Origin of the sequence: Nitrosopumilus sp. b2 (genome assembly GCF_014078535.1) — an archaeon.
GTDB lineage: Archaea > Thermoproteota > Nitrososphaeria > Nitrososphaerales > Nitrosopumilaceae > Nitrosopumilus > Nitrosopumilus piranensis.
On record NZ_MU078703.1, the window covers coordinates 35684 to 57603 of the forward strand.

Genomic DNA, 21920 nt, shown 5'->3' on the forward strand with positions numbered 1-21920 from the left:
TATGATGGATGAAACTATGATGGATGAAACTATGATGGATGAAACTATGATGGATGAAACTATTAAACACGTCACTTCTGTTGTATATTCTGGAACCTTTGTTGGTGTAGGTGATGGAATTCATGATGCCCAAGGTATTGCATACACAATCCCACTTGATGATGGAAGCAATGTCCTGCGACTAGAAAACTTTCAATCAACTAATGGCCCTGATTTGTACGTGTATTTGGCAACTGATGATAATGCATCAGAGTTTCTTAATCTAGGTGAGCTCAAGGCAAACAGAGGTAATCAAAATTATGAGATACCTGATGATGCTGATCTGACCAAATTCAACAAGGTATTGATTTGGTGCAAGGCATTTAGTGTATTGTTTGGCAGCGCAGAATTATCCTGACTAGAAAAGAAAAATACTATATTTGCCCCTCCATTACAATCGAACCCCAAACTATTGCTAATTTGGCATATGCTCCATTAGAGATGGAATTTGTAGTACTTGGAATGAATCATGTTTTTGGCTAAATCCTGACATAAACTGATTCTACTTTCTTTCTAGTTTCTCAATAATTTCTGTAAATTTCCATGGACCGCATTGTGCATCCATGTCTTCACTAGAAACCAGACCTGATGTGTGCAAGTGATTTACAATGTGTGCAGAAAATGGCAGTGCCCCAGTAGCTCCTGGTGAATTATAATTTAGAATGTGAAATGATGATTCCTCATCAATTAAAATTACATCTGGTGAAAACTTGCCGTTCTCATCAATTACAGATGAACGAATACCTGCTGTGCCTTTTTCTGTAATTTTGTCTGCCTCAATTTTTGGCAAGAATCTTCTTACTCGCTCAACCATTGCAGATTTTGACATTGATGACTGTATTTCATTTATTGCAAGTTCCTGGAATTGTTTATCAAAGATTGCCTTTCTTGCACCAGAACCTAGCATCTCTAACATCTTTGGAATAAACTCCTTGATGTTTTCTGCCTTGTTATACCCATATGGACTAAAGACAGGAACCGCATTGGGTCCAATCTCACAACTCCCATCAACGCGAATTATCCAGTGAGGATCCAAAAATGGATAGTCTGGAAATTCTGGAACAGAATAGATGCTAGTCTTTGTCAGTGTGTTGTATTCAGATGGGGCCTTCCAGTATTCGCCTCTAAAATGAACATCAGTTAACTCCTTTGCAACCCCCACACCGTGTGCAATGTCTACTGCCTCCCCACCTGCAGCATTGATTAGAAATTTTGCAAAAATTTCATGTTCTTCATCTAGTGTAATCTTCCACTTTGAGTTTTCTTTTTTTACATCTGTTACTCTTGTGTCCAAAAGAAATGTCATTCCATTCTTTTCACTGTCTTTCATTAGTGATTTAGTGTATGCCGAATAGTCTGCTGAGCCATCCCTGTGAACATAAATTGCAGCTTCACATTTTATCTCTGGCTCTATTTTTGCCAGTTGTGATTTATCCATCAACTCTATGTCTTTTTCTTCTAGTCCGTTTTGTTTTCCCCATTTGAGATATTTCTCTAAGACCTTGATTCCTTTCTTGTCTAGGGCAACTTCGATTACTCCATCTTTTTTAAATGGCAAGTCATGCAATCTAGAATATCTCTCCCACATCTCAAATCCATGAAATGCAGCGTTTGCAAACAGCTTTTTCTTTTCAGGATTGTATAGATATGGAGCATGAACCTTTCCTGTATTTCTGCCACTGGTATGAAAAGCAACATTTTGAGCTTGCTCAATTACTGCTATTTTTTTTGATTTGTTTAGAAATGACAGAAAATATGAGATAGATGTCCCAAGTATGCCCCCACCAATAATTACTACATCAAAATCATGTGCCAACTGTTTTCACTTTAATTTCGTTTTAGTTGATAATAAATGGAATCTGTGGCAATCAAGGTTAATATCTGATAAAATTTCAAATTAAATTGTGTTACCTGACAAGTGTTCTGTTACTGAAGAAGGAAAACAATGTGCAAACCCCCCTGAGTTTATTGTATCCATAGTTGATAGAAAAGACGAATATATGGTAGGCGTAACATGTGGGAAACACAAACAAATTGTCTCAGGAAAGATAGGAATTTTACAAAAAGAGGGCAAAATTCATGATGGAACAATTAATTTTGCACCTGTAAAGGCTGTTGGAACTGATTGTATTCATGGCGATGAAGAAGATTTTGTCCAAATTGACATGAAAAATCCCAAAAGTCTAAATTAATTTCAATTCCTAGACTATCTAATGTTACTTGAATTACTCTCTGATATTGTAAAGATTCAAGATATCTTGTTTATTGTAAAAAGTAACAGTGCCACAAGTGAGGTCAGGAGTCCGCTTAGCATTAGACAGAAGGAAAAGTGGATTACTATGGGTGAAAATGACGGACCTGCACACATACATGTTGATTCAGAATTGATAAGTTCAGCAGAGTTTATCCAAGAAGAAAAGCCTGAGCGCACAAGTTTTAGTGTAAGATTCTTTGATAAAGATGGCCAAAGAGTTTTGGCAGCATTTTTTACAAAAATGTATGATGACTCTAAAACACTAATTCCTCAAAGAAAAAAAATCTATGATGATCTAATCCAAAAGTTTTCTTCTAAAATTAAATTTTAAAAAAAACCTTGTCTGAAAAAGACAAGGAGAAAAAATATTATTCTTGAGATTTCTTCTTCTTTTCTTTTTCAGATTGTAGTTTAGCTAATTCTAATTCTTCGTTTGTATGTTTGAATTTTTTCAATCTACTTTTTATCTACAGTTTAGATATAAAAACTCCACATTTTCGTTTAGAGTATCTGGGCGTCAATCTAGTATCCAACTGAGTAGATCGGTTTTTTTTCATTCATTCCTAGATTGAGATTTTTTACAGTAATTTCAGCCATTTTGGCTCTAGTCTCTTCAGTAGAACTTCCTATGTGTGGTGCCAAGACCACGTTTTCTAATTTTACAAGCGAATTGTTTTTACCAACTGGCTCTTCTTCAAACACATCTAATCCCGCCCCTGCAATGATCTTTTTCTTTAGTGCTGTGGCCAGTTCTTTTTGGTTAATCACTTTGCCCCTTGATGTGTTGATTAAAAACGCAGTTTTTTTCATCTTTCTAAAAATTTTCATACCAAACATCTTGTCTGTTTCCTTTGTGTGCGGAACATGGATTGATATCACATCGCTTTGGGAGATTAGCTTCTCTAGCGGCACGTATTTTGCCCCTAGTGACTTTTCTTTAGACTTTGATATGCGATTTCTGTTGTGATAGATTATCTTCATATCAAATGCCTTTGCTCTTTTTGCAAGTGTCCCTCCGATTCTACCAAGCCCCAAAATTCCTAGAGTCTTTCCCTGAAGATCTAGTCCTACATAATCATATGCTCCATAGATCTCTTTCCACTTTCCGTCTCGAATGATTCTATCTCCTTCTGAAACTCTTCTTAGAACATCAAGTAATAATGCAAAAGCCAAATCTGCTGTAGCATCAGTTAGTACTTCGGGAGTGTATCCTACTCTGATCTTTTTTTCTTTTGCATGCTTTGTATCAATGTGATCAAAACCTACACTATAGGTGCTGATAACTTTGAGATTTTCTGCCAAATCAATTGTCTCTTTGTTGATTTTGTCATATGGGAAGCAGATCAATCCATCAATGTCTTTAATTTTTGATCGTAACTTTTTTTGAGGAACTGGAATCTTTCCTAGATGAACTTCAATCTGATATTTTTTCCTCAACTCCTTTAAAGCAAAGTCATGAAGTGTCCTTGTTAGAAACACTTTCTTTCTCATAGACATGAGATTTATCTCAAACCATTTATACGATTTCCTTGTAAATTCTACATGTCTTCTGAAGCAAAAGAAGAAGAGGAATTTGCAATTTGTGTAGAATGTGGCAATTCTATTGAAAAATGTGTTTGTGTTTGCCCCTATTGTGGCGAACGTGATGAATGCAAATGTGCATTATTTGATGCAGCAACAGGAGGATAAGAATTTGGTAAAACTGATTATTACTATTCATTTTGTAGGTGATTTGCTGTGAGTTCTGTTGATTTTACTTGGCTAATTGGCGGTCCTCAAGGCAGCGGTGTAGAATCTGGTGCAAACATATTCTCAAGAGTATGCGCTGAGATGGGCTACCAAGTATTTGGGAAAAGAGAATTTTACTCTAACATCAAAGGTGAGCACAGCTACTTTGCAGTAAGAATATCTGCTGAAAAAATTCACTCAAACATCAATGATGTAACATTAATGGCATCCTTTGATGCTGAAACAATTTTCCGTCATTATGATGAAGTGGTTTCAGGTGGTGGGATAATTTATGATGCAGACCTTGATGATGTTACTACTGATAAGGTCCATACACTTGATGCGCCATTCAAGGAAAGACTACACAAAAAATTAGAATCAAAGAACAAACCATTCTCAATTGCAGGTGTTTTGGAGATTGCAAAAGAAAATGGAGTATTGCTGTATCCAGTTTCCTTCAAATCTATTCTTGAAACCCTAGCTGAAGAGACTGAAAATCCCCGTCTCAAAGGATTGATTAGAATGTTCAACGTTATTGGAGTCTCTTTGTCACTGGGGCTAGTAAATATGCCTCCTGACTCGCTACAAAAAACAGTTGGAATGATATTTTCAAAGAAAGAAGAGATTGCAAAAATAAATCAGCAAGCTGCAAACTATTCTTACAATTATGCCACTGCAAAGTTTGAGAATTTCAATCATACCTTAACTGGAATTCAAAAAGAACCTGGAACACTTTTGGTTCAAGGATTCCAAGGAACTGCATTAGGAAAGATGGCATGTGGTTGTAGAATGCAACCTTACTATCCAATTACTCCAGCTTCAGACGAATCTGTATTCTTAGAATCAAATGAAATTTTAGAAATCATTGATGCACGTCCTGGCTCTACTGCAGTAATTCAGACTGAAGATGAGATTTGTGCAATGGGAATGACTATTGGAAGTGCCCTGACTGGAACGCGTTCTGCAACATGTACTTCTGGCCCTGGATTTGCACTTATGGCAGAAATGCTAGGCTGGGCGGGGATAAATGAGGTGCCTGTTGTAATTACAAATTACCAGCGAAGTGGCCCATCTACTGGACTACCAACCCGACATGGACAAGATGACTTGCTTTTCTCAGTTTATGCAGGACATGGAGACTTTCCAAAAATTGTTTATGCATCAGGCGATGTAGAGGAGAGCTTCTATGATACTGGAAATGTCTTCAATTACGCTGATGTCTTTCAGGTTCCAGTCATTCACCTAATGGATAAATTCATTGCAAGTTCAGTTGTTACTTGCAAAAGATTTGATACATCTAAAATTTCAATTAACCGAGGAAAACTCTTAGACAAAGTAGAATCTGGATACCAGAGATTTGCATTTACTGATGACGGTGTATCTCCACGTTCTAGATTAGGAATGGATAACGGAATATTTTGGGATACTGGAGATGAGTCTGATGAGACAGGACACATTACAGAGGATCCAGTACTGCGTGCAAAGATGATGGATAAGAGAATGTCACGTCTTGACTTGATACTCAAAGAAATTCCTGATACAGAAAAGGTAGTCTCCTTTGGTGTTGAGGATTACACAATAATTTCATGGGGTTCTGCAAAGGGTCCAATTCTTGATGCAATAAAGATGCTCAAAAAAGAAGGAATCCCTATTGGATTTATACAACTAAAACTCTTGCATCCATTTCCAAGTGAGTATGTCTCATCTCTGCTAAAAGACGCAAAGACAATCATTGATGTTGAGGCAAATCACTCTGCACAACTATCAAAATTGTTCAAACAAAATGTAGAACGAGACGTTGATTATTTTATCTTAAAATACACTGGCAGAGCAATGACTAGTACTGAAGTTTATGATTCACTTAAGAGAATTGTTGAAAACAAGGCAGACAAAAGGGAGGTTCTAATGCATGGCGCTTAAGATGGCAGACTACAAGACAGATGTCCATAACGACTGGTGTCCTGGTTGTGGTGATTTTGGAATTGTAAATGCTATCCAGATGGCTCTAGCTGAAATGGGTGTTCAAAGAGACAAGACTACAATATTTTCTGGAATTGGATGCTCTGGAAAGACATCTCATTATATCAACACCTACGGAATTCATACTCTGCACGGCAGAGTTTTGACATTTGCACAGGGTGCCAAAATCGCAAATCCCGAAATGACTGTTGTGGCAGTTGGCGGTGACGGTGATGGCCTGGGAATTGGTGCAGGACATTTTGTTGCAGCAGGTAGACGTAATGTGGATATGACATACATTATCTTTGATAATGGCGTTTATGGATTAACAAAGGGACAGGCATCTCCAACACTAAAACTTGGAGAAAAGACAAAATCACTTCCTTCCCCTAACACAAATTATAACGTCAATCCAATTGGACTGGCTGTTGCAAGTGGATTTACATTTGTTGCACGTGGATACTCTTATGATGTAAGACATCTCAAGGACTTGATAGTTCAGGCAGTCAATCACAAAGGTCTTTCATTTTTAGATGTTTTACAACCATGTCCAACTTACAATGATCTTAACACAAGGGATTGGTATGCTGGAGTTGACCTAGTTGATGAAGCTCAAAAAAGACATTCAAGAATTTACAAGCTAGAAGAACACGGATATGAACCTGTAGTCCACTACAATGATGAGGCAGAAATTAATGAAAAGCTTTCACAATCACTAATCAAATCGCTAGAGTGGGGAAACAAGATTCCAATTGGAGTGTTTTACAAAAATGAAACAATCTCTCCATATGCTACAAGACTACGTGATAAAATTCCAAATTATATGGAAAATCCACCTGCAAAACAAAGCATCTCAAAGAATGGATTCTCCAATACTGATATCTCGCAAATCCTAGATTCACTTGAAGTGTAATTATAACTCTAAACCAAACAGGTTATAGGCAAGTTTTGTAGAAGTGTATCTTGCATTTGAATATTAATGAGGCAAACACCATCTTTCGAAAATCAATAATCAAAGGTTTTTTTGAACCGCAACTACTAAACTTGGATTTTCAAAAATCATCTGTAAGGCATCCAGCAATAAGTGATGATGGCCTTATGCAGTCTGACTTGCTTCACATATTTTTTGATGTGGATACTGGCGCTGACTATCCTGATGGCGATGAGTGGTTTATCGTAGATATGCTATTTCCACATGACGTCAAGTTACCTGATAACCTAAAGGGAACTGATTACTTTACAACACTCTCAGTTGATGATGGGAAAACGTTTTGGCATCATCGTGAACTGATTCGCTACAAGTATGGAAAATCAAAAAAATTAGATCATGCCTTGGAGTTTTTGGAATCAAAATACAAAGAACTACACGAATTATTGGAACCGTTGCAAAAAGATCTTATTTGATCTCTTTCCACGAGTCGCCCTTGAACATAAATTGTTTTTCAGGTGATGAGGCTGTGTTTAGTCGCCATCTGATTGATTTTGAATCAAACTTGTAATCTACTTTAGTTATTTCAGATGGAATCTTTTGAGGATCAAGATGGTATGGCAACAACTCCAAAACAGAGTCAATCTTTTCAATGGCATTATCAAACCACTGCTTCTCTTCAGTATCAACTGTAAATCCTATCTTTGGATTGCCAGAAAAGTTGATGACAATTTTTAGTGCATTGCCGCTGCCCCTTCTCCTCTTCATCTCTTTGAATACTGCCTTGACTTTCTCCCAGCGTTTGAAATCAAACCACTCAAAAAATGCGTCATTAAATGTCAGAGGAATATCCATATCTAAGAAACTAACAAAATTCTCATCATCTGCCTCTATCTCGTCTTGAATTATTGTAAAATGAGAATTCAAAAATCCATACAACACCTCGATCTCCCATGGAGAAATGCCATAGTATCGCAGTGTTGTCTTTAGACTTTCAGTCAATACCTTCTAGTCTCAAAAATTGTAATTAAAGCTTCAATATACTAGGATAAATTGACCTCAAAATTAAAATTAGATGGGGAGCATGTCACCATATAATGAAAAAAGAATATGTAGTACGAAGTATTGATGCTGCCCCTGATGGCGCACCATATGTAGTTGTATCATTATCTTCTGTAAAAGATCTAAAAGAAGGAAATCAAAACCCACAGACTCCTTTTGGCGGTCCCAAGGTCATGAATTTCTCAAACATGAATGATATGATGAAAGACCTCAACAAGATGCTTTCAGGTATGAGTGGAGGTATGGGAATGCAAGGTGGCGTTACTCAATTAAAACTAGAGATGCATGAATACAAGGACATGGGTCTCTCAGTTGGAGATAAGGTCTTTTTGGAACTAAGCAAAGCAGAATCTCTTGGTGTATAATCTAAAGTATTGTATTGAAATACTTCCAAGCATAAAATGCAGCAACAGTTCCAATGACAAATAGCATTGGCTTCCATGCAAATACAGGAATACTCGGAGTTGAAAGTTTTACCTTATAGTTATCTACAATTGCATGAACGTTTTTCTTAATTTTGTCATGCCATATGCTGTATTCTATTTGATATTTTTTTAGAATCTCTTCTACTTCATATACAACTGGGGTTCTCTGGGAAAACAAGTGCTGAAGATAATCTCTAGAGACTTCGACTTCTGCATGAATTCCAATAAGTCCTTTTTTGAGGTCTACCATCCTTACGTGCATCTCCCATGGCTTTTTTAGTTTAAGATTAAGACCACTTCCTATTTGGTCTGGCTGCTTGTGTTCGAATTTTACCTTGGTGAATCCCTCTTCAGTAAAGATCTTCATCAATTCATCAAAACTCTTCTTTACAACAACATGAAGTTGTTCAACTCCTTCCCTACTGTCAACATCAATCTTGTGTTTTAGTCCATCAAGAAATGAAACAGTCTTTGGATATGTTGTAAGGTATTCCAATATTTTGTTGCAGAAAATACCTCTATTTAAAGCAGAACAACAATTTTACTGGTTTTTTGGAGGATTTGAAAGACCCCTGACGTAAACACACTGATCAGGATCTATTGCCATCTCTGAGGAATCAATTTTCCTATCAGTTAGAGTTGCACCAGAATTTCTAATGATTGCAAATGGCTTTGATTCGGCACCCTCGCCCATCTTGTGATTTGCAATTGTTGCCAAATTATCTACTACTGCCTGAAATGTAACCTTGAGAGGATTGCCGTCAAGATCTTTTTTGGATCTCATATCTAATACTGGCTCAATTCCTGCACATGCAATTGCAACACCTGATGTCCCAATTCTTGCGGGCATCAACCTACTATCAACTAGAATCACCCCAATGTGGATTGCCATCTTTAGGAAAATCTTTCTTCGAAGTTGCTCTGCTACCAAGTATGGGTTCTCTGGATAAAGAATGACTTTGCCTTTTTTTGCATTAGACTTGTCAATTCCTGCATTTGGTGCCATGATATTATCTGATGATGTAATGACAAATCCCCCAATGCCGCCAAAAATTTTATCTGACTCTCTAATTACTACTTCTGCAATCTCTGGTCTTAGTTGATATTTTTTTGAGATGCCGTATCCTTTTTCTGAAATTTTAATTTTATCAAGATCCACAATTCTTCCTTGTGAGTTTGAGATGTATTTTGTTGAAATTACTAAAACATCGCCGTCTTGCAGTTTAATGTCGTTTTTTTCTAGTGTCTTCAAAAAAACTTCAAAAACATCAAATTTCTCACTCATTCTATCTGCCAAAAGTGGTAAAACTGTTAATTGCACAATGTTATGAGTGTCCTTTTTCTTTTTTATTGTTCTGAAAAGCTTTTAATCTGTAGAACAGGCCTTTGGGATTATGAATATAGTTGAAAAGATTCTTGCACGTGCATCAGGAAAATCCCAAGTAGCACCTGATGATGTAATCTTTGCCAATGTAGACAAGGTAATGGTTCATGATGTGTCTGGACCTGGAGTGCTTAAGGTATTTGATAAATTAAAGAAGCAAGGAATTGCAGTTGACAAGTTATGGGATCCAACCAAGGTCTGGGTTGCCGAAGATCACTTTGTTCCTTCTGCAGAAAAAGTATCTGCTGAAAATATTGTAAAACTAACTAATTTCACAAAAAATTATGGAATTGAAAAGCATTTCAAGTATGGAATGGGTCAGTATGGAATTTGCCATACATTATCTCATGAAGAGGCAATGGTAATGCCTGGTGATGTCTATGTCGGTGGTGATTCTCATACCAATACAACTGGAGCACTAGGTGCATTTGCATGTGGATTGGGCCACACTGATGTTGCATATGTTTTATTGAATGGAAGGATATGGTTCAAGGTTCCAGAGACTTACTACTTTAAGCTAAACGGAAAGTTACCAGACCACGTCATGGCAAAAGACCTAATCCTCAAAATTATTGGAGAGATTGGAACTGATGGTGGTGCATACAGAACTATGCAGTTTGGTGGAAGCGGCATTGATGAGATGTCTGTGGAAAGCAGATTGACTTTGTGTAACATGACTACAGAGGCAGGTGCAAAAAACGGAATTGTTGAACCAGATCAAAAAGTAGTTGATTATCTTTCAAGTAGAGGTGCAACAAACATCAATTTGATTAACGGTGATACTGATGCCGAATATGCAAAAACCTTTGAATATGAAGCATCAGAGATGGAACCAATTATTGCAAAACCATTTTCACCTGAAAACATTTGTGTAGTTGGCGAAGCTCCTTCTGTGGAATTAGACAAGTCTTACATTGGCTCTTGTACTGGTGCAAAATACGAGGATTTGGAGGCAGCTGCCAAAATTCTAAAGGGCAGAAAGGTAAAGATTAGAACTGAAATTTTACCTGCAGCAATATCGATTTATCAGCGTGCGATGGAAAACGGTTTGCTTAAAATTTTCTTAGATGCTGGTGTGACAGTTGGTCCACCTACATGTGGTGCATGTTGTGGCGCTCATATGGGCGTCTTGGCAAAAGATGAAATCTGTATCAGTACCACAAACAGAAACTTCCCAGGAAGAATGGGTCATGTAGAGTCACAAACTTATCTTGCATCTCCATTAGTTGCTGCAGCTTCTGCTGTAACTGGAAAAATAACTGATCCGAGGGACTTGAAATGAAGGGAAATATCATAAAATACGCACAAGACAACATCGATACTGACGTAATTATTCCTGGCCAGTATCTCAAGGTTCATGATTATGCAGAACTTGCAACACATGCAATGGAGGGACTTGATCCTGACTTTCATTCAAAAGTAAAGGAGGGTGATTTTATTTTGTCAGGAAAAAATTTTGGATGCGGTTCATCTCGTGAACATGCACCAATTGCATTATCTCATTCCGGAGTAAAAGCAGTACTTGCATTATCTTTTGCAAGAATATTTTACAGAAATGCAGTAGATGGTGCATTTTTGCTACCTATTGAAATTGATGAAGATGCATACAATGGAATCTCTGAAGGCGATGAGGTTGATATTGACATTTCTACTAATCAAATCACAAACATTACAAAAAACCAGACATACAAGATGAAACCATTTTCAGAAATTATTGGAAAGATAATTGCAGCAGGCGGTCTTTTCAAGTACAAACCAGATCAGGATTAAAATGGGAAAAACTCTTTTTGAAAAGATCTGGGATTCTCACATTGTTGTTGGAAAAGAAAGTGGACCTTCTTTAGTTTACATTGACAGACATTTAGTACATGAAGTAACATCTCCCCAAGCATTTGATGGATTAAGAATTAATAGCAGAAAGGTCAGACGTCCTGATCTTACCATTGCTACCATGGATCATAACGTCCCAACAAATGACAGGACACTGCCAATCTTAGATCAAACATCTGCAGTACAAATTCAGACCTTGGAAAAAAACTGCAAAGACTTTGGAATCAAGCTATTTGATATTAACAGCCCCAATCAGGGAATTGTCCATGTTATTGGCCCTCAGCTAGGAATCACTTTGCCTGGCTCTACAATTGTCTGCGGTGATAGCCATACTTCAACTCACGGGGCATTTGGTGCACTTGCATTTGGAATTGGAACAAGCGAGGTTGAGCATGTCTTGGCATCCCAAACTTTGTGGCTAGAAAAGCCAAAACCATTTGAGATTAGGGTTGAGGGAAAGCGAAAGAATCCTCACGCAGTAACTGCCAAAGACATCATATTATCTATCATTAAGCACATTGGAACAGGAGGTGGAACTGGAACCGTAATAGAGTATCGAGGCCAGGGAATCGAGGATCTCTCAATGGAGCAGAGAATGACTATCTGTAATATGTCAATTGAGGCAGGGGCCCGTGCAGGATTGATTGCCCCTGATGAGAAGACCTATGAGTATCTTAGAGGCAGGCAATACACTCCAAAAAACTATGAATCTCTTGTTGACTATTGGAGAGAAAATCTAAAGACAGACGATGATGCAAAATTTGAAAAACAGTTCACACTGCACATTGATGACATTGCACCTCAGGTAAGTTGGGGAACAAATCCTGGCATGACTTGCGATGTAACTGAATCCGTTCCAAGTCCTGATGAGTTTTCTAAAGGCGATTCTAATCAAAAGAAGGGGGCACAAAAAGCACTTGATTACATGGACTTGAAACCTGGAACGCCAATTGAAGAAATAAAAATTGATAGAGTCTTTATTGGCTCTTGTACTAATGCAAGACTAGAAGATCTTATTGAGGCATCTAAAATAGTCAAAGGACAAAAAGTTTCTCCAGATGTTCGTGCAATGGTAGTTCCTGGTTCACAAATGGTAAAAAAACAAGCTGAAGAGATGGGTCTTGATAAAATTTTCATTGATGCTAATTTTGAATGGAGAGAAGCTGGATGTAGCATGTGTCTTGGAATGAATCCTGACATTTTAGCTCCTGGTGAGAGATGTGCAAGTACTTCTAATAGAAATTTTGAAGGAAGACAAGGCAATGGCGGACGAACTCACTTGGTTAGTCCGGTCATGGCAGCAGCTGCTGCAATAAATGGACATTTTGTTGATGTAAGAAAGATGGACTTGAGTTAGAATGGAGCCATTTAAGAAAACAAAAAGCATTGTGACTCCACTTGATAAGGTAAATGTTGATACTGATCAAATTGTTCCAAAGCAATTCTTAAAACTAGTTCAAAAGTCCGGCTTTGGAAAGTTTCTATTCTTTAACTGGAGATATGATGAAAATGAGAATCCAAAGTCTGATTTTGTATTAAATGACTCTAAATATGAAAATTCCAAAATTCTAGTTGCAGGAGACAATTTTGGGTGTGGCTCAAGCAGGGAGCACGCAGTATGGGCGCTGCAAGACTATGGATTTGCAGTAATAATTGCACCTTCTTTTGCTGATATCTTTTTTAGCAATTGCTTCAAAAACGGAATTTTGCCAATCTCATTGGACCAAAAAATTGTGGAAAAACTACAACAAGAAACACAGCCAGTTGAAGTTGATTTAGAAAACCAAACAATCAAGACTTTTTCTGAAGAAATACCCTTTGAGATTGATCCTCACAAAAAGAAGATTCTCTTAGAGGGACTAGATGACATTGCACAGACCTACCAATACGAAGACAAAATTTCTGAGTTTGAAAAAAAGTCTACAGTCCCATCTGTTTTATGATCTTTTTTACAGTCTTTTCGTTTCTTTCCAAATAAGAAGGAGATTCTGCATCAATCCATTCATTATCTCCAATATCAAATGTACTAATCTTTCCTTCCTTTGATAATTGCTGCAAGATATCATATGATAGATTGATATTTTTTTGTTTTTTCTTTGCCTTTATTTTTTTGATTACGTCTTTTCCAAGCATGTAAATACCAAGACACTCTGATAATTGCAATTTCATTATTGGCTTTTCTTTGAACTCTTTGATTATTCCATCTTCTACTACTGCAAATCCTGTCTCTTCTTTTCTTTTTGTTCTAGTTGCAATACATGCAGAACTTTTCTTTGTAACAAATACGTCTATCATCTTTTTGAGATCTATTGCACACAAATTATCTACAAACCATAACACAAATTCAGATTCTCCTTTGAGTTTATTTTCAATGTGCAAAAGGTCTCCACCCGTTCCGCTTTGCGAGTCTTGGACAAAGGAGATGTCTTTTTGATTTCCATAATAGTTTTTGATTTGGCCCCCTAGTCCATTAAAATCAGAAATTATGATAATTTCTTTTATGAAACTAAATTTCTGAAGATATCTTATCACATAATCTATGACTGGCTTTCCATTAATTGGAGTCATTGCCTTTGGGAAAAATTCTGTATATGGCTTGCCACGTGTGCCTTTGCCACCGGCTAAAATTATTGCCTTCACAGTCTAACGGTATGATTTTTGCTTTCTTCTTCTTGCACCAGGTCCGCCAAACTTCTTTGGTTCTTTTCTTCTGGCATCCCCGCTGATTAGGTATTTGTCATAATCTGTGATTCTCTTTCTAAGGTCTTCTCTAGTTGATTTTGGGAATGGATGATCTTTTGGATCCTTCTTTGACTTTGTCCATCCAGTTAGTGCCCTTGAGATTGCAGTTGCAACAGCACTTGCTTGTCCCATAAAGCCTCCTCCTCTAACTCTAACTGAGATGTCGATTTTGTCTCTCAAATCACCTGTGATTTCAAGTGGTGCTAAAATTACTTCGCGAGCAGTCTCTTGTGGAATCATCTCAACTGGTACGTTATTAATTCTAACTTTACCTTGTCCTTTAGTGATGTAAACGTGTGCACTAGATGTTTTCCTAGTTGCAAAATAAATTTCAGTTTTTGGTGTTGTCATTCAGTCCACCCTATAACCCTACACAATTCTCCCATTGTGGTATAGTTTGATGCAGATTTTTTAATTTTTGCTTTCTCAAATTGAATCTTATCAAATGATTTTAGTTCTTTTGGAGAACCAATGTATGCTCTTAGTCTTTTGTGTGCTACAATTCCTGATGGCTTTTTCTCATATGGTAGCATTCCACGAATCATTTTTGTAATTATTGTGTCTGGCCTTCTATAATGGACTGGTCCATGTTTTGGATTAATGATACTGTTAATCTCTAAAAATGCTCTGTACTCTTTGATTAGGTTTGATCTTGTTCCGCTGTACATAATTTTCTCACAGTTTACAAGTGAAACTCTGTGACCTTGTTTTAGTAATTTTGCAACATTTGATGATAACCTGCCTGCAATATGATCAGTTGCATCTACTACAATTGGTCTGTCAGTTCTGACGACTGTCTCTTGGCTAGCCAAGTAATACGACTCCTTTTCCAGTAGGGTTTTGCTCGATTAGTTGGGAATAACTGATTAGTTTTCCGCCACTTTCAAGAATTTTGCTAGCTGCAGAATTTGAAATTGAAAATGAACATAGTGTGATTTTGTGAGGTACATTGCCTGTTCCAAGAACTTTACCTGGGAATACTACAGTATCGTTTTCTTTGGTTAGCTTGGCAATCTTGTTCAAGTTGATATCTCTTCTGGCAATAGATGGTTTTAGTGCATATTCAGCTAGTTTTGCCCATATTGGAGCATCGTTTTTAGCTGATGCTGACTTTAGATCTTTTGCCATGCGTATAACTACTTGATTAGTCATGTGAATAATGCGGTTTAAAACCCAAATATAACGTATATGCTTCCTATTCACTAATTTGACTGATTGTGTCTTTGAATTCGGTCAATCTGTTACCTACTTCTTCTACTCCTGATAAAATGATCTGTTCAGGATTAAGGGCGCCAGTTGATTCAACAGTGAGAATTCTTTCGTCATCTTTGTCTGTCTCAGTTAGCATTGAAATGTTTGCAGAGTTCCATTTTGCATGTTCTGTGCCACGTCCAAGTCTTGCATAACATTCAATTTTGATCTTTTGACCTGGTGCAAGTTCTACTATTGGAATTTTGTCAGAAATTGGAGCAATTGAATCATCTTCAGATGATAATTCATTTGACAGAACTGTTCTTGTGACATCTGTGTCCCCAGAATCTAAAACTAACATTACTTTACAATTTGAACATCCTGTCTCACTTTGGCAGTCACATTTTGATGGCTCATTGAATCTACTCAAGTCTGTCTTGAGTGGAATAAGGCCCAATCTGTGTGCCAGACCTTCATCTGGTAAAACAGAGGTGTTTTCAATAATGTCTACTGTATCAATTGCAAAGACTGGTACTCCATTAAGGCAAACACGTCTGAGGGCATTTGCATACTGTAATGGTACGCCCTTAAGCTTTAAAGCTATTTTTTGATTATCTTTGCTAATTACTTCTAAGGATGACAAATCTTGAAGAAAATCTTTAAAATCCACATAAAAATCTAGCTAGTTTTGAGTCTGAAACAAGTCTATTTTGAATTCTAGAAGATATGCTTAAGTCCATATTTTTTCTAGAAAATCTGTGGATTTTGAAAAACTCTATTCTGATACTATGAATTTGAATTCTTCCATTAGATATGCTGCGATTCAAAATAGTGCTGGTGTAAAAATTGCAGGTGGTTTTAGAGCTGGGATTAGTCCGATTCTCAGCGATGAAGAACTTGAGATGATGCATTACCATGCATCCCAAAGATGGCAAACTCGGAAAAATATTGAGCATAAGATTGGTCCTGCAAAGTATGCATTGGCAGAATATGACAAAATTAAACGAATAACATTTCCAGTTGATGAAACCCATCTCTTAATGATTACAACTGAGATTGATGCTGATCACACAAGTATCATTAAAAAAATACTTGATCTAATTCACAATTAGACAATTAATTTCTAAATATGATGTATAGTGCAACTATTCAAATCAATATGATGTAGTTTTGTGTGTAGAGATAAATACCAAATTATCATACATTACTTAGAAATGGCCGATGTAACAGTTGCAAGATTCTCTTTTGAAGGAGAGAAGTTTGAGATATTGGTAAAACCAGACCCTGCACTAGAGTACAAGCTTGGGAAGAAGAAAGATATTTCTGCAATTTTGGTTTCAGATGAAATCTACACTGATTCAGGAAAGGGAACAAAGCCTTCAACTGAAAAACTACTCAAAGCTTTCAAGACTGAAGATCAGGCAGAGATTGCTCAGATAATTATGCAGAAAGGTGATCTTAACCTTACAACTGATCAAAGACGAAAAATGATTGAAGACAAGAAAAAACAGATTGTATCATACATTGCAAAGACCTATGTCGATCCTAAAACTCACTTGCCTCATCCTCCTCTGAGAGTTGAGCAAGCAATGAAAGATGGACGAGTTTCAGTTGATCCACAAAAAAGCGTTGATGAACAAGTAAAAGATATTGTAGAAAAACTCCGTTCAATAATTGCACTAAAATCTGAAAATTTGCAATTAGAGATTATCATCCCAGCACAATATGCTTCGCAATCATATGCCGTTCTAAAATCAGTAGGTTCTCTGAAAAAAGAAGAATGGCAAAATAATGGTTCTCTAAAAGCAATACTTGAAATACCCGCTGCAGCAAGGCCAAACGTGATAGACAGATTAGGTTCTATAACCAAAGGCTCTGCTTCAGTTGAGGTAATGCAGTAATGGCAGATAGGAGAAAATACGTTATTCCAGGCGATGTTGTAACTACTGGTCCCTTTAGACCTGAACAAAATGTAATACTTGATGGCAACAAAATAATTTCTACTACTATTGGAATCTCTGAAATTTATGATGATTCAGTTCGTGTAATTCCATTAACAGGAAAATATATTCCAAAAATCAATGATCTAGTAATTGGCAAAGTAAACTCACATACATCATTGTCATGGGAGTTGGATATCAATTCATGCTATGTTGGATTTTTACCCGCACAAGATGTCTTTGGCCGTGACTTTTCAGCACATGCTGATGAACTTGCCACTAAACTAAAGACAGGAGATCTTGTAGCTGCAAGGATTGCAAACTTTGATAGAACTAGAGATCCACTGGTTTCCATCTCTGATAGAGACTTGGGAAAGATTGACTCTGGAGACTTGGTAGAAATCTCTCCAAGCAAAGTCCCCCGCCTAATTGGAAAGAAAGGAAGTATGATTCAGATGATAGAGGAGGCAACTGATGCTGCAATCACAATAGGCCAAAATGGCTGGGTTGTGGTTTCATGTGAATCCCCAGAGGGATTATTAAAGGCTAAAAAAGCAATTCAGATGGTAAATGAGCAAGCACACGTTGCAAATTTGACTGATCAAGTGAAAGAAATGTTAGATAAAAAAGGTGAATCATAATGGGTGGAAGAGAAGCAACAATGGTCCTTATGGACGAAAACGGAAAACGTTGTGATGGACGTACCGTAGATGAGCCAAGAAGAATTATGATTAAAGCAGGTGGACTAAAAAACGCAGACGGTTCTGCCTATATTGAATTTGGAGACAACAAAATTCTAGTTGGTGTCTTTGGTCCAAGAGATGTTCATCCAAAACACATGTCAAACACTGACACTGGTATTTTGAGAGTTAGATATCACATGGAGCCATTCTCTGTCGGTGAGCGAAAGAATCCTGCCCCTTCAAGAAGAGAGATTGAAATCTCCAAAGTAATCAAAGAGGCACTAGAGCCTGCAGTAATGTTGGACAAATTTCCAAGAACTGCAGTTGATGTATTTATCGAAGTATTGCAAGCAGATGGTGGAACCCGTTGTGCTGCACTTACTGCTGCATCTGTTGCATTAGCTGATGCAGGAATTCCAATGAGAGATATGGTTGCAGCAATTGCCGCAGGCAAAGTTGCAGATACTGTAATTCTTGATGTAAATAATGAAGAAGACCAAGCAGGTCAAGCAGACATGCCAATTGGTTACATGCCAAACCTTGAAAAAATTACTCTATTACAATTAGACGGCGTACTTACTCCTGAAGAATACAAAAAATGTGTTCAAGTTGGAGTAGACGGTTGTAAACTTGTTTATGAATTACAAAAGAAGGCACTCAACGACAAATACTTTGGAAATAGTGGGGACTAGGAAATGACATCACATACAGTTATCGATGAATTAAAGAAAAATCAAATTATTGAACTATTAGAACAAGGAAAAAGAGTAGATGGCAGAGCACTAGATGAGCCAAGAGAAGTCACCATTCAAATAAATGCAATTCCAAAAGCAAATGGTTCTGCAAGAGTTAGACTAGGTGATACCGAAGTTGTATGTGGTGTTAAAATTCAACCAGACAGACCATTTCCTGATACTGGTGACAAAGGTCTCTTCATTTGTACTGCTGAACTATTACCACTGTCTCATCCTACAGTTGAGACAGGACCTCCAGGACCTGAGGTAATTGAATTAGCAAGAGTTGTGGATAGAGGAATTAGAGAAAGTCACATGATTGATGTATCACAATTAGTTATCGAAAAAGACAAGTCAGTCATTGGTGTTTTTGCAGACAATGTTGTTGTTGATTATGACGGAAATCTCTTTGATGCATGCTCTTATGCTGCAACTGCTGCATTACTATCATCTAAAAGCCCAAAATGGAATTGGGTTGATGACGCCCCTGCACTAGTTGAAGGAGAAGACGTACCGGTCCCAATTACTACAATTCCTGTATCAGTAACTATGGCCAAAATTGGAAAGCACATCATAGTTGATCCTAATGGTGATGAATGGGAGAGCATGGATGCAAGAATTACAATTACAAGCGACTCTGATGGAAACATTTGTGCCTTACAAAAAGGAGGTGAAGATGGATTTACAGTAGATGAAATAGTTCAATGTGGAGAAATTTCAGTTAGAGTAGGTGCAAAAATAAGAGAAAAATTAAAAGCAGCTCAGCAGGCAGGTCAATAGAATGGCAAAAGGAAAGAAATCTCTCAAAGGTCTTGGCGCAAGATACGGAATTAAGATTAGAAAAGAATACACCAAAATTCATCTTAAATTAAAAGAAAAGAGAGCATGCCCTGAATGTGGTTCAACAACATTTGGAAGAGATGCAGTTGGAATCTGGTCTTGTAAAAAATGCAGCTTTAAAGTAGCTGGAACAGCATATGATGTTAAAATTTAGTGCAAAAATCACAGTTGATGCAAAAGACAAAACAAAGGCAATTTTTGATTCTGTAAATACTGATAATGAGTTTTATCCTGAAAATCCAGTCAAAACCAAAATTAAACTAGACAAAAAAATAATAATTTCTGTAGAGTCTGAACACCTTCCTCATTTGAGGGCAAATCTCAACTCTACTCTAAGACTGATTCAGGTAAGCAACGATTCTATTGAATCGGTAAAGATATAATGAAACAAAAATTGTGATAAATCATGTCAGCAGGACAAATGCCACCATGGCTTCAAGAACAATTGATGAAACTACAACAATCTCAACAAAACCTCCAGTCAATCATGACTCAAAAACAACACCTTGAAATGGAAAAGGCAGAGACTGAAAAAGCACTTGAGGAACTCAAGAAAGTTGGTGATGCTGATGCAGTATTCAAACAAGCAGGAACTGTCTTGCTAAAATCTACAAAAAAAGAACTAATTGATGAGTTGGAAGAAAAACAAGAGATGGCAAAAACACGTGCCACAGTACTAGAAAAACAAGAGACACGTGTCAAAGAAACCCTCAAAGAACAAGAAGCAAAGATCACTGAAATGATGAAGAGTGGTTCTGCAGAATCTCCAAAACCTGAAGATAATCCTAGAAAATAATCTCTGAGATATTTTTCATATAAGATATTAACAATTCTTTTCAACTATAATCTGTGAAACTAGAAAATCTTCGAATTATTGTAGATGAGAGAGAGAAAAAAAGTGGCATCCCTGAACTACTAAAATCAGTTGGCCTAAACCTTGAGATGAAGACTCTTCCAATAGGTGACTATATTGTAGCTCCTGAAACAGTTGTAGAGCGAAAAAGTATTCGTGATCTGATGGCATCAGTCTTTGATGGGAGGCTGTTTGATCAATGTACTAGACTCAAGGAGCATTTTGAAAACCCTGTTGTTCTAATGGAGGGAAATGTTGATGAGATTGAAGAGATTGCAGAAAACCCCTTGATATTTTATGGTGCAATCTCAACTGTGGTACTTGATTTTAAAATTCCAGTAATCCCTACACCTAGTGCAACACATACTGCAAAATTGTTGGTATCAATGTGTTCAAGAAAGGATGCTCCAAAAGGGCCGTATCTCAAAAAAATAAAAAAATCATCTGATCTGGAACGACAACAACTATCCGTTCTTTGTAGCTTGCCTGGTGTTGGTGAGAAATTTGCTGTAAGAATGCTTGAAAAGTTTGGAACGCCATTGAAGGTTTTTGCAGCAACTACTGCTGAACTTGCTAAAGTAGAGGGACTAGGAGAATCACGAGCAAAGAAAATCAAGAAAACCCTTGACTCTAAAAGCAAACATCTAAAAAAATCAAATCAAAAAACTCTAGACTCTTAAATTATTCCAACAATAATTGGACTAAAATTGAATCTAGAGAATCAGAAGAATATATAGAAAATCAAATTAATACATTATCTAATGTCTGAAACAATTGAATCTCTGATAAAAAGCGGTCAGACATTGATGAATCTAGGAAATCCAAAAGATGCATTGATAATTTATGATAAAATTCTTGCACAAGATCCAAAACATATTCAGGCTTTGCTAAAAAAAGGACATATTCTAGGACAATTGGCTAGATACGAGCAAGCAATCATTGCATATGATGCTGTTCTTTCTCAAGAAAAAAATCTCTTAGCATTACTTAACAAAGGATTGGCACACCACTATCTAGGACAAGTTGATATTGCTATAGGTTGCTATGATAAAGTCTTGAAAGAAAAACCTAACAACCCTACTACTCTTTACAACAAAGCATCATCTTTAATAAAATCTGGAAAAATTCAAGAAGGAATAAAGATCTTATCTAATGTTATCAAATTAGATTTTTCATTCAAAGAAAAAGCTAAATTTGATATTGAATTTGAAGGGATACGAAAACTTAATGAATTTAAAGAAATTACAGTTTAACACTTTAAGTTATTATTTTTACAATTTTCTGTGACTATTTTTAATGACAACACCTAATTCAATAGATAAAGACTA

At 36.8% G+C, this 21920-nt stretch carries 32 protein-coding genes; 22 read left to right on the forward strand and 10 right to left on the reverse strand.

Annotation, left to right across the window (positions count from 1 at the left end; all coding sequences use genetic code 11):
- A partial coding sequence (locus tag C6989_RS05710) for a DM13 domain-containing protein (protein WP_220462862.1) occupies positions 1 to 397 on the forward strand: 397 nt, incomplete at its 5' end.
- A 144-nt stretch (positions 398 to 541) separates the two neighbouring features.
- Here C6989_RS05710 and C6989_RS05715 read toward each other — a convergent pair.
- Positions 542 to 1855, reverse strand: coding sequence for an NAD(P)/FAD-dependent oxidoreductase (locus tag C6989_RS05715; protein WP_182126626.1), 1314 nt, complete (start codon positions 1853 to 1855; stop codon positions 542 to 544).
- Between the two features lie 88 nt (positions 1856 to 1943).
- Between C6989_RS05715 and C6989_RS05720 the strand changes: the two genes are divergently transcribed.
- On the forward strand, positions 1944 to 2231 hold the full coding sequence (locus C6989_RS05720) for a hypothetical protein (RefSeq protein WP_148703873.1): 288 nt from the start codon (positions 1944 to 1946) through the stop codon (positions 2229 to 2231).
- 21 nt (positions 2232 to 2252) lie between these two features.
- Complete coding sequence (locus tag C6989_RS05725) at positions 2253 to 2624, forward strand: ChuX/HutX family heme-like substrate-binding protein (RefSeq protein WP_148703872.1); 372 nt, start codon at positions 2253 to 2255, stop codon at positions 2622 to 2624.
- A gap of 191 nt (positions 2625 to 2815) precedes the next feature.
- Here C6989_RS05725 and C6989_RS05730 read toward each other — a convergent pair whose 3' ends face one another.
- On the reverse strand, positions 2816 to 3784 hold the full coding sequence (locus C6989_RS05730; RefSeq protein ID WP_182126627.1) for a 2-hydroxyacid dehydrogenase: 969 nt from the start codon (positions 3782 to 3784) through the stop codon (positions 2816 to 2818).
- Between the two features lie 51 nt (positions 3785 to 3835).
- On the opposite strand from C6989_RS05730, the gene C6989_RS05735 reads away from it, so the two are divergent.
- The 4 genes from C6989_RS05735 to C6989_RS05750 are packed head-to-tail and all read left to right on the forward strand — an operon-like array spanning position 3836 to position 7384.
- Positions 3836 to 3982, forward strand: a complete 147-nt coding sequence (locus C6989_RS05735; RefSeq protein WP_182126628.1) for a hypothetical protein — start codon at positions 3836 to 3838, stop codon at positions 3980 to 3982.
- Positions 3983 to 4030: 48 nt separating this feature from the next.
- Positions 4031 to 5941 (forward strand): 2-oxoacid:ferredoxin oxidoreductase subunit alpha, encoded by a 1911-nt coding sequence (locus tag C6989_RS05740; protein ID WP_182126629.1) that lies wholly within the window; start codon positions 4031 to 4033, stop codon positions 5939 to 5941.
- Positions 5931 to 6893: a 2-oxoacid:ferredoxin oxidoreductase subunit beta gene (locus tag C6989_RS05745; RefSeq protein WP_148703869.1), complete on the forward strand. Its 963-nt coding sequence runs from the start codon at positions 5931 to 5933 to the stop codon at positions 6891 to 6893. The genes C6989_RS05740 and C6989_RS05745 overlap by 11 nt, the downstream gene beginning before the upstream one ends.
- 50 nt (positions 6894 to 6943) lie before the next feature.
- Positions 6944 to 7384, forward strand: coding sequence for a hypothetical protein (locus C6989_RS05750; RefSeq protein WP_148703868.1), 441 nt, complete (start codon positions 6944 to 6946; stop codon positions 7382 to 7384).
- On the opposite strand, the gene C6989_RS05755 is transcribed toward C6989_RS05750, so the two are convergent.
- A complete protein-coding gene (locus tag C6989_RS05755) occupies positions 7377 to 7910 on the reverse strand; it encodes a hypothetical protein (protein WP_148703867.1) in 534 nt (177 codons plus the stop codon). The two genes, C6989_RS05750 and C6989_RS05755, sit on opposite strands and share 8 nt — an antisense overlap.
- Before the next feature lie 95 nt (positions 7911 to 8005).
- Here C6989_RS05755 and C6989_RS05760 point away from each other — a divergent pair, with 95 nt between their 5' ends.
- A complete protein-coding gene (locus C6989_RS05760; protein ID WP_182126630.1) occupies positions 8006 to 8335 on the forward strand; it encodes a hypothetical protein in 330 nt (109 codons plus the stop codon).
- A gap of 1 nt (position 8336) precedes the next feature.
- Here C6989_RS05760 and C6989_RS05765 read toward each other — a convergent pair whose 3' ends face one another.
- Positions 8337 to 8891, reverse strand: a complete 555-nt coding sequence (locus tag C6989_RS05765) for a hypothetical protein (RefSeq protein WP_148703865.1) — start codon at positions 8889 to 8891, stop codon at positions 8337 to 8339.
- Positions 8892 to 8936: 45 nt separating this feature from the next.
- Positions 8937 to 9716, reverse strand: coding sequence for a coenzyme F420-0:L-glutamate ligase (locus tag C6989_RS05770; RefSeq protein WP_148703864.1), 780 nt, complete (start codon positions 9714 to 9716; stop codon positions 8937 to 8939).
- 73 nt (positions 9717 to 9789) lie between these two features.
- Here C6989_RS05770 and C6989_RS05775 point away from each other — a divergent pair, with 73 nt between their 5' ends.
- The 4 genes from C6989_RS05775 to leuD (C6989_RS05790) are packed head-to-tail and all read left to right on the forward strand — an operon-like array spanning position 9790 to position 13552.
- On the forward strand, positions 9790 to 11061 hold the full coding sequence (locus tag C6989_RS05775) for a 3-isopropylmalate dehydratase large subunit (protein WP_148703863.1): 1272 nt from the start codon (positions 9790 to 9792) through the stop codon (positions 11059 to 11061).
- Entirely contained in the window at positions 11058 to 11549 is a 492-nt protein-coding gene (gene leuD / locus C6989_RS05780; RefSeq protein WP_182126631.1) for a LeuD/DmdB family oxidoreductase small subunit, read from the forward strand. The genes C6989_RS05775 and leuD (C6989_RS05780) overlap by 4 nt, the downstream gene beginning before the upstream one ends.
- Position 11550: 1 nt before the next feature.
- Entirely contained in the window at positions 11551 to 12966 is a 1416-nt protein-coding gene (gene leuC / locus C6989_RS05785) for a 3-isopropylmalate dehydratase large subunit (RefSeq protein ID WP_148703861.1), read from the forward strand.
- A 1-nt stretch (position 12967) separates the two neighbouring features.
- On the forward strand, positions 12968 to 13552 hold the full coding sequence (leuD, locus tag C6989_RS05790) for a 3-isopropylmalate dehydratase small subunit (RefSeq protein ID WP_182126632.1): 585 nt from the start codon (positions 12968 to 12970) through the stop codon (positions 13550 to 13552).
- Here the strand turns inward: leuD (C6989_RS05790) and C6989_RS05795 are convergent.
- The 5 genes from C6989_RS05795 to C6989_RS05815 are packed head-to-tail and all read right to left on the reverse strand — an operon-like array spanning position 13530 to position 16212.
- Entirely contained in the window at positions 13530 to 14249 is a 720-nt protein-coding gene (locus tag C6989_RS05795; protein WP_182126633.1) for a nucleotidyltransferase family protein, read from the reverse strand. The genes leuD (C6989_RS05790) and C6989_RS05795 overlap by 23 nt on opposite strands.
- Before the next feature lie 3 nt (positions 14250 to 14252).
- Entirely contained in the window at positions 14253 to 14702 is a 450-nt protein-coding gene (gene rpsI, locus C6989_RS05800; RefSeq protein WP_012214808.1) for a 30S ribosomal protein S9, read from the reverse strand.
- Entirely contained in the window at positions 14699 to 15163 is a 465-nt protein-coding gene (gene rplM, locus C6989_RS05805; protein WP_148703858.1) for a 50S ribosomal protein L13, read from the reverse strand. The genes rpsI and rplM overlap by 4 nt, the downstream gene beginning before the upstream one ends.
- The gene (locus C6989_RS05810) at positions 15156 to 15503 is read right to left on the reverse strand and encodes a 50S ribosomal protein L18e (protein ID WP_148703857.1); all 348 of its coding nucleotides are present in this window, start codon (positions 15501 to 15503) and stop codon (positions 15156 to 15158) included. The genes rplM and C6989_RS05810 overlap by 8 nt, the downstream gene beginning before the upstream one ends.
- 43 nt (positions 15504 to 15546) lie before the next feature.
- Entirely contained in the window at positions 15547 to 16212 is a 666-nt protein-coding gene (locus tag C6989_RS05815) for a DNA-directed RNA polymerase subunit D (protein ID WP_148703856.1), read from the reverse strand.
- Positions 16213 to 16300: 88 nt separating this feature from the next.
- On the opposite strand from C6989_RS05815, the gene C6989_RS05820 reads away from it, so the two are divergent.
- The 10 genes from C6989_RS05820 to C6989_RS05865 all read left to right on the forward strand — a co-directional run bounded on the left by C6989_RS05820 (position 16301) and on the right by C6989_RS05865 (position 21845).
- Positions 16301 to 16654, forward strand: a complete 354-nt coding sequence (locus tag C6989_RS05820) for a DUF6659 family protein (protein WP_182126634.1) — start codon at positions 16301 to 16303, stop codon at positions 16652 to 16654.
- Positions 16655 to 16756: 102 nt separating this feature from the next.
- Positions 16757 to 17443 carry a ribosome assembly factor SBDS gene (locus C6989_RS05825; protein WP_182126635.1) on the forward strand — a complete coding sequence of 229 codons (687 nt, stop codon included), beginning with the start codon at positions 16757 to 16759 and terminating at the stop codon, positions 17441 to 17443.
- Complete coding sequence (gene rrp4 / locus C6989_RS05830; RefSeq protein ID WP_148703853.1) at positions 17443 to 18123, forward strand: exosome complex RNA-binding protein Rrp4; 681 nt, start codon at positions 17443 to 17445, stop codon at positions 18121 to 18123. The genes C6989_RS05825 and rrp4 overlap by 1 nt, the downstream gene beginning before the upstream one ends.
- Entirely contained in the window at positions 18123 to 18857 is a 735-nt protein-coding gene (rrp41, locus tag C6989_RS05835; protein ID WP_148703852.1) for an exosome complex exonuclease Rrp41, read from the forward strand. Before rrp4 ends, rrp41 begins: the two co-directional genes overlap by 1 nt.
- Positions 18858 to 18860: 3 nt before the next feature.
- The gene (rrp42, locus tag C6989_RS05840; protein ID WP_148703851.1) at positions 18861 to 19679 is read left to right on the forward strand and encodes an exosome complex protein Rrp42; all 819 of its coding nucleotides are present in this window, start codon (positions 18861 to 18863) and stop codon (positions 19677 to 19679) included.
- A 1-nt stretch (position 19680) separates the two neighbouring features.
- Positions 19681 to 19893, forward strand: a complete 213-nt coding sequence (locus tag C6989_RS05845; protein WP_148703850.1) for an eL43 family ribosomal protein — start codon at positions 19681 to 19683, stop codon at positions 19891 to 19893.
- Complete coding sequence (locus C6989_RS05850; protein WP_148703849.1) at positions 19877 to 20122, forward strand: KEOPS complex subunit Pcc1; 246 nt, start codon at positions 19877 to 19879, stop codon at positions 20120 to 20122. Before C6989_RS05845 ends, C6989_RS05850 begins: the two co-directional genes overlap by 17 nt.
- A gap of 23 nt (positions 20123 to 20145) precedes the next feature.
- Complete coding sequence (locus C6989_RS05855) at positions 20146 to 20535, forward strand: prefoldin subunit beta (protein ID WP_182126636.1); 390 nt, start codon at positions 20146 to 20148, stop codon at positions 20533 to 20535.
- 53 nt (positions 20536 to 20588) lie between these two features.
- On the forward strand, positions 20589 to 21272 hold the full coding sequence (locus C6989_RS05860; protein WP_182126637.1) for an ERCC4 domain-containing protein: 684 nt from the start codon (positions 20589 to 20591) through the stop codon (positions 21270 to 21272).
- 81 nt (positions 21273 to 21353) lie between these two features.
- Positions 21354 to 21845 (forward strand): tetratricopeptide repeat protein, encoded by a 492-nt coding sequence (locus tag C6989_RS05865; protein ID WP_182126638.1) that lies wholly within the window; start codon positions 21354 to 21356, stop codon positions 21843 to 21845.
- The last annotated feature ends 75 nt before the right edge of the window (positions 21846 to 21920 follow it).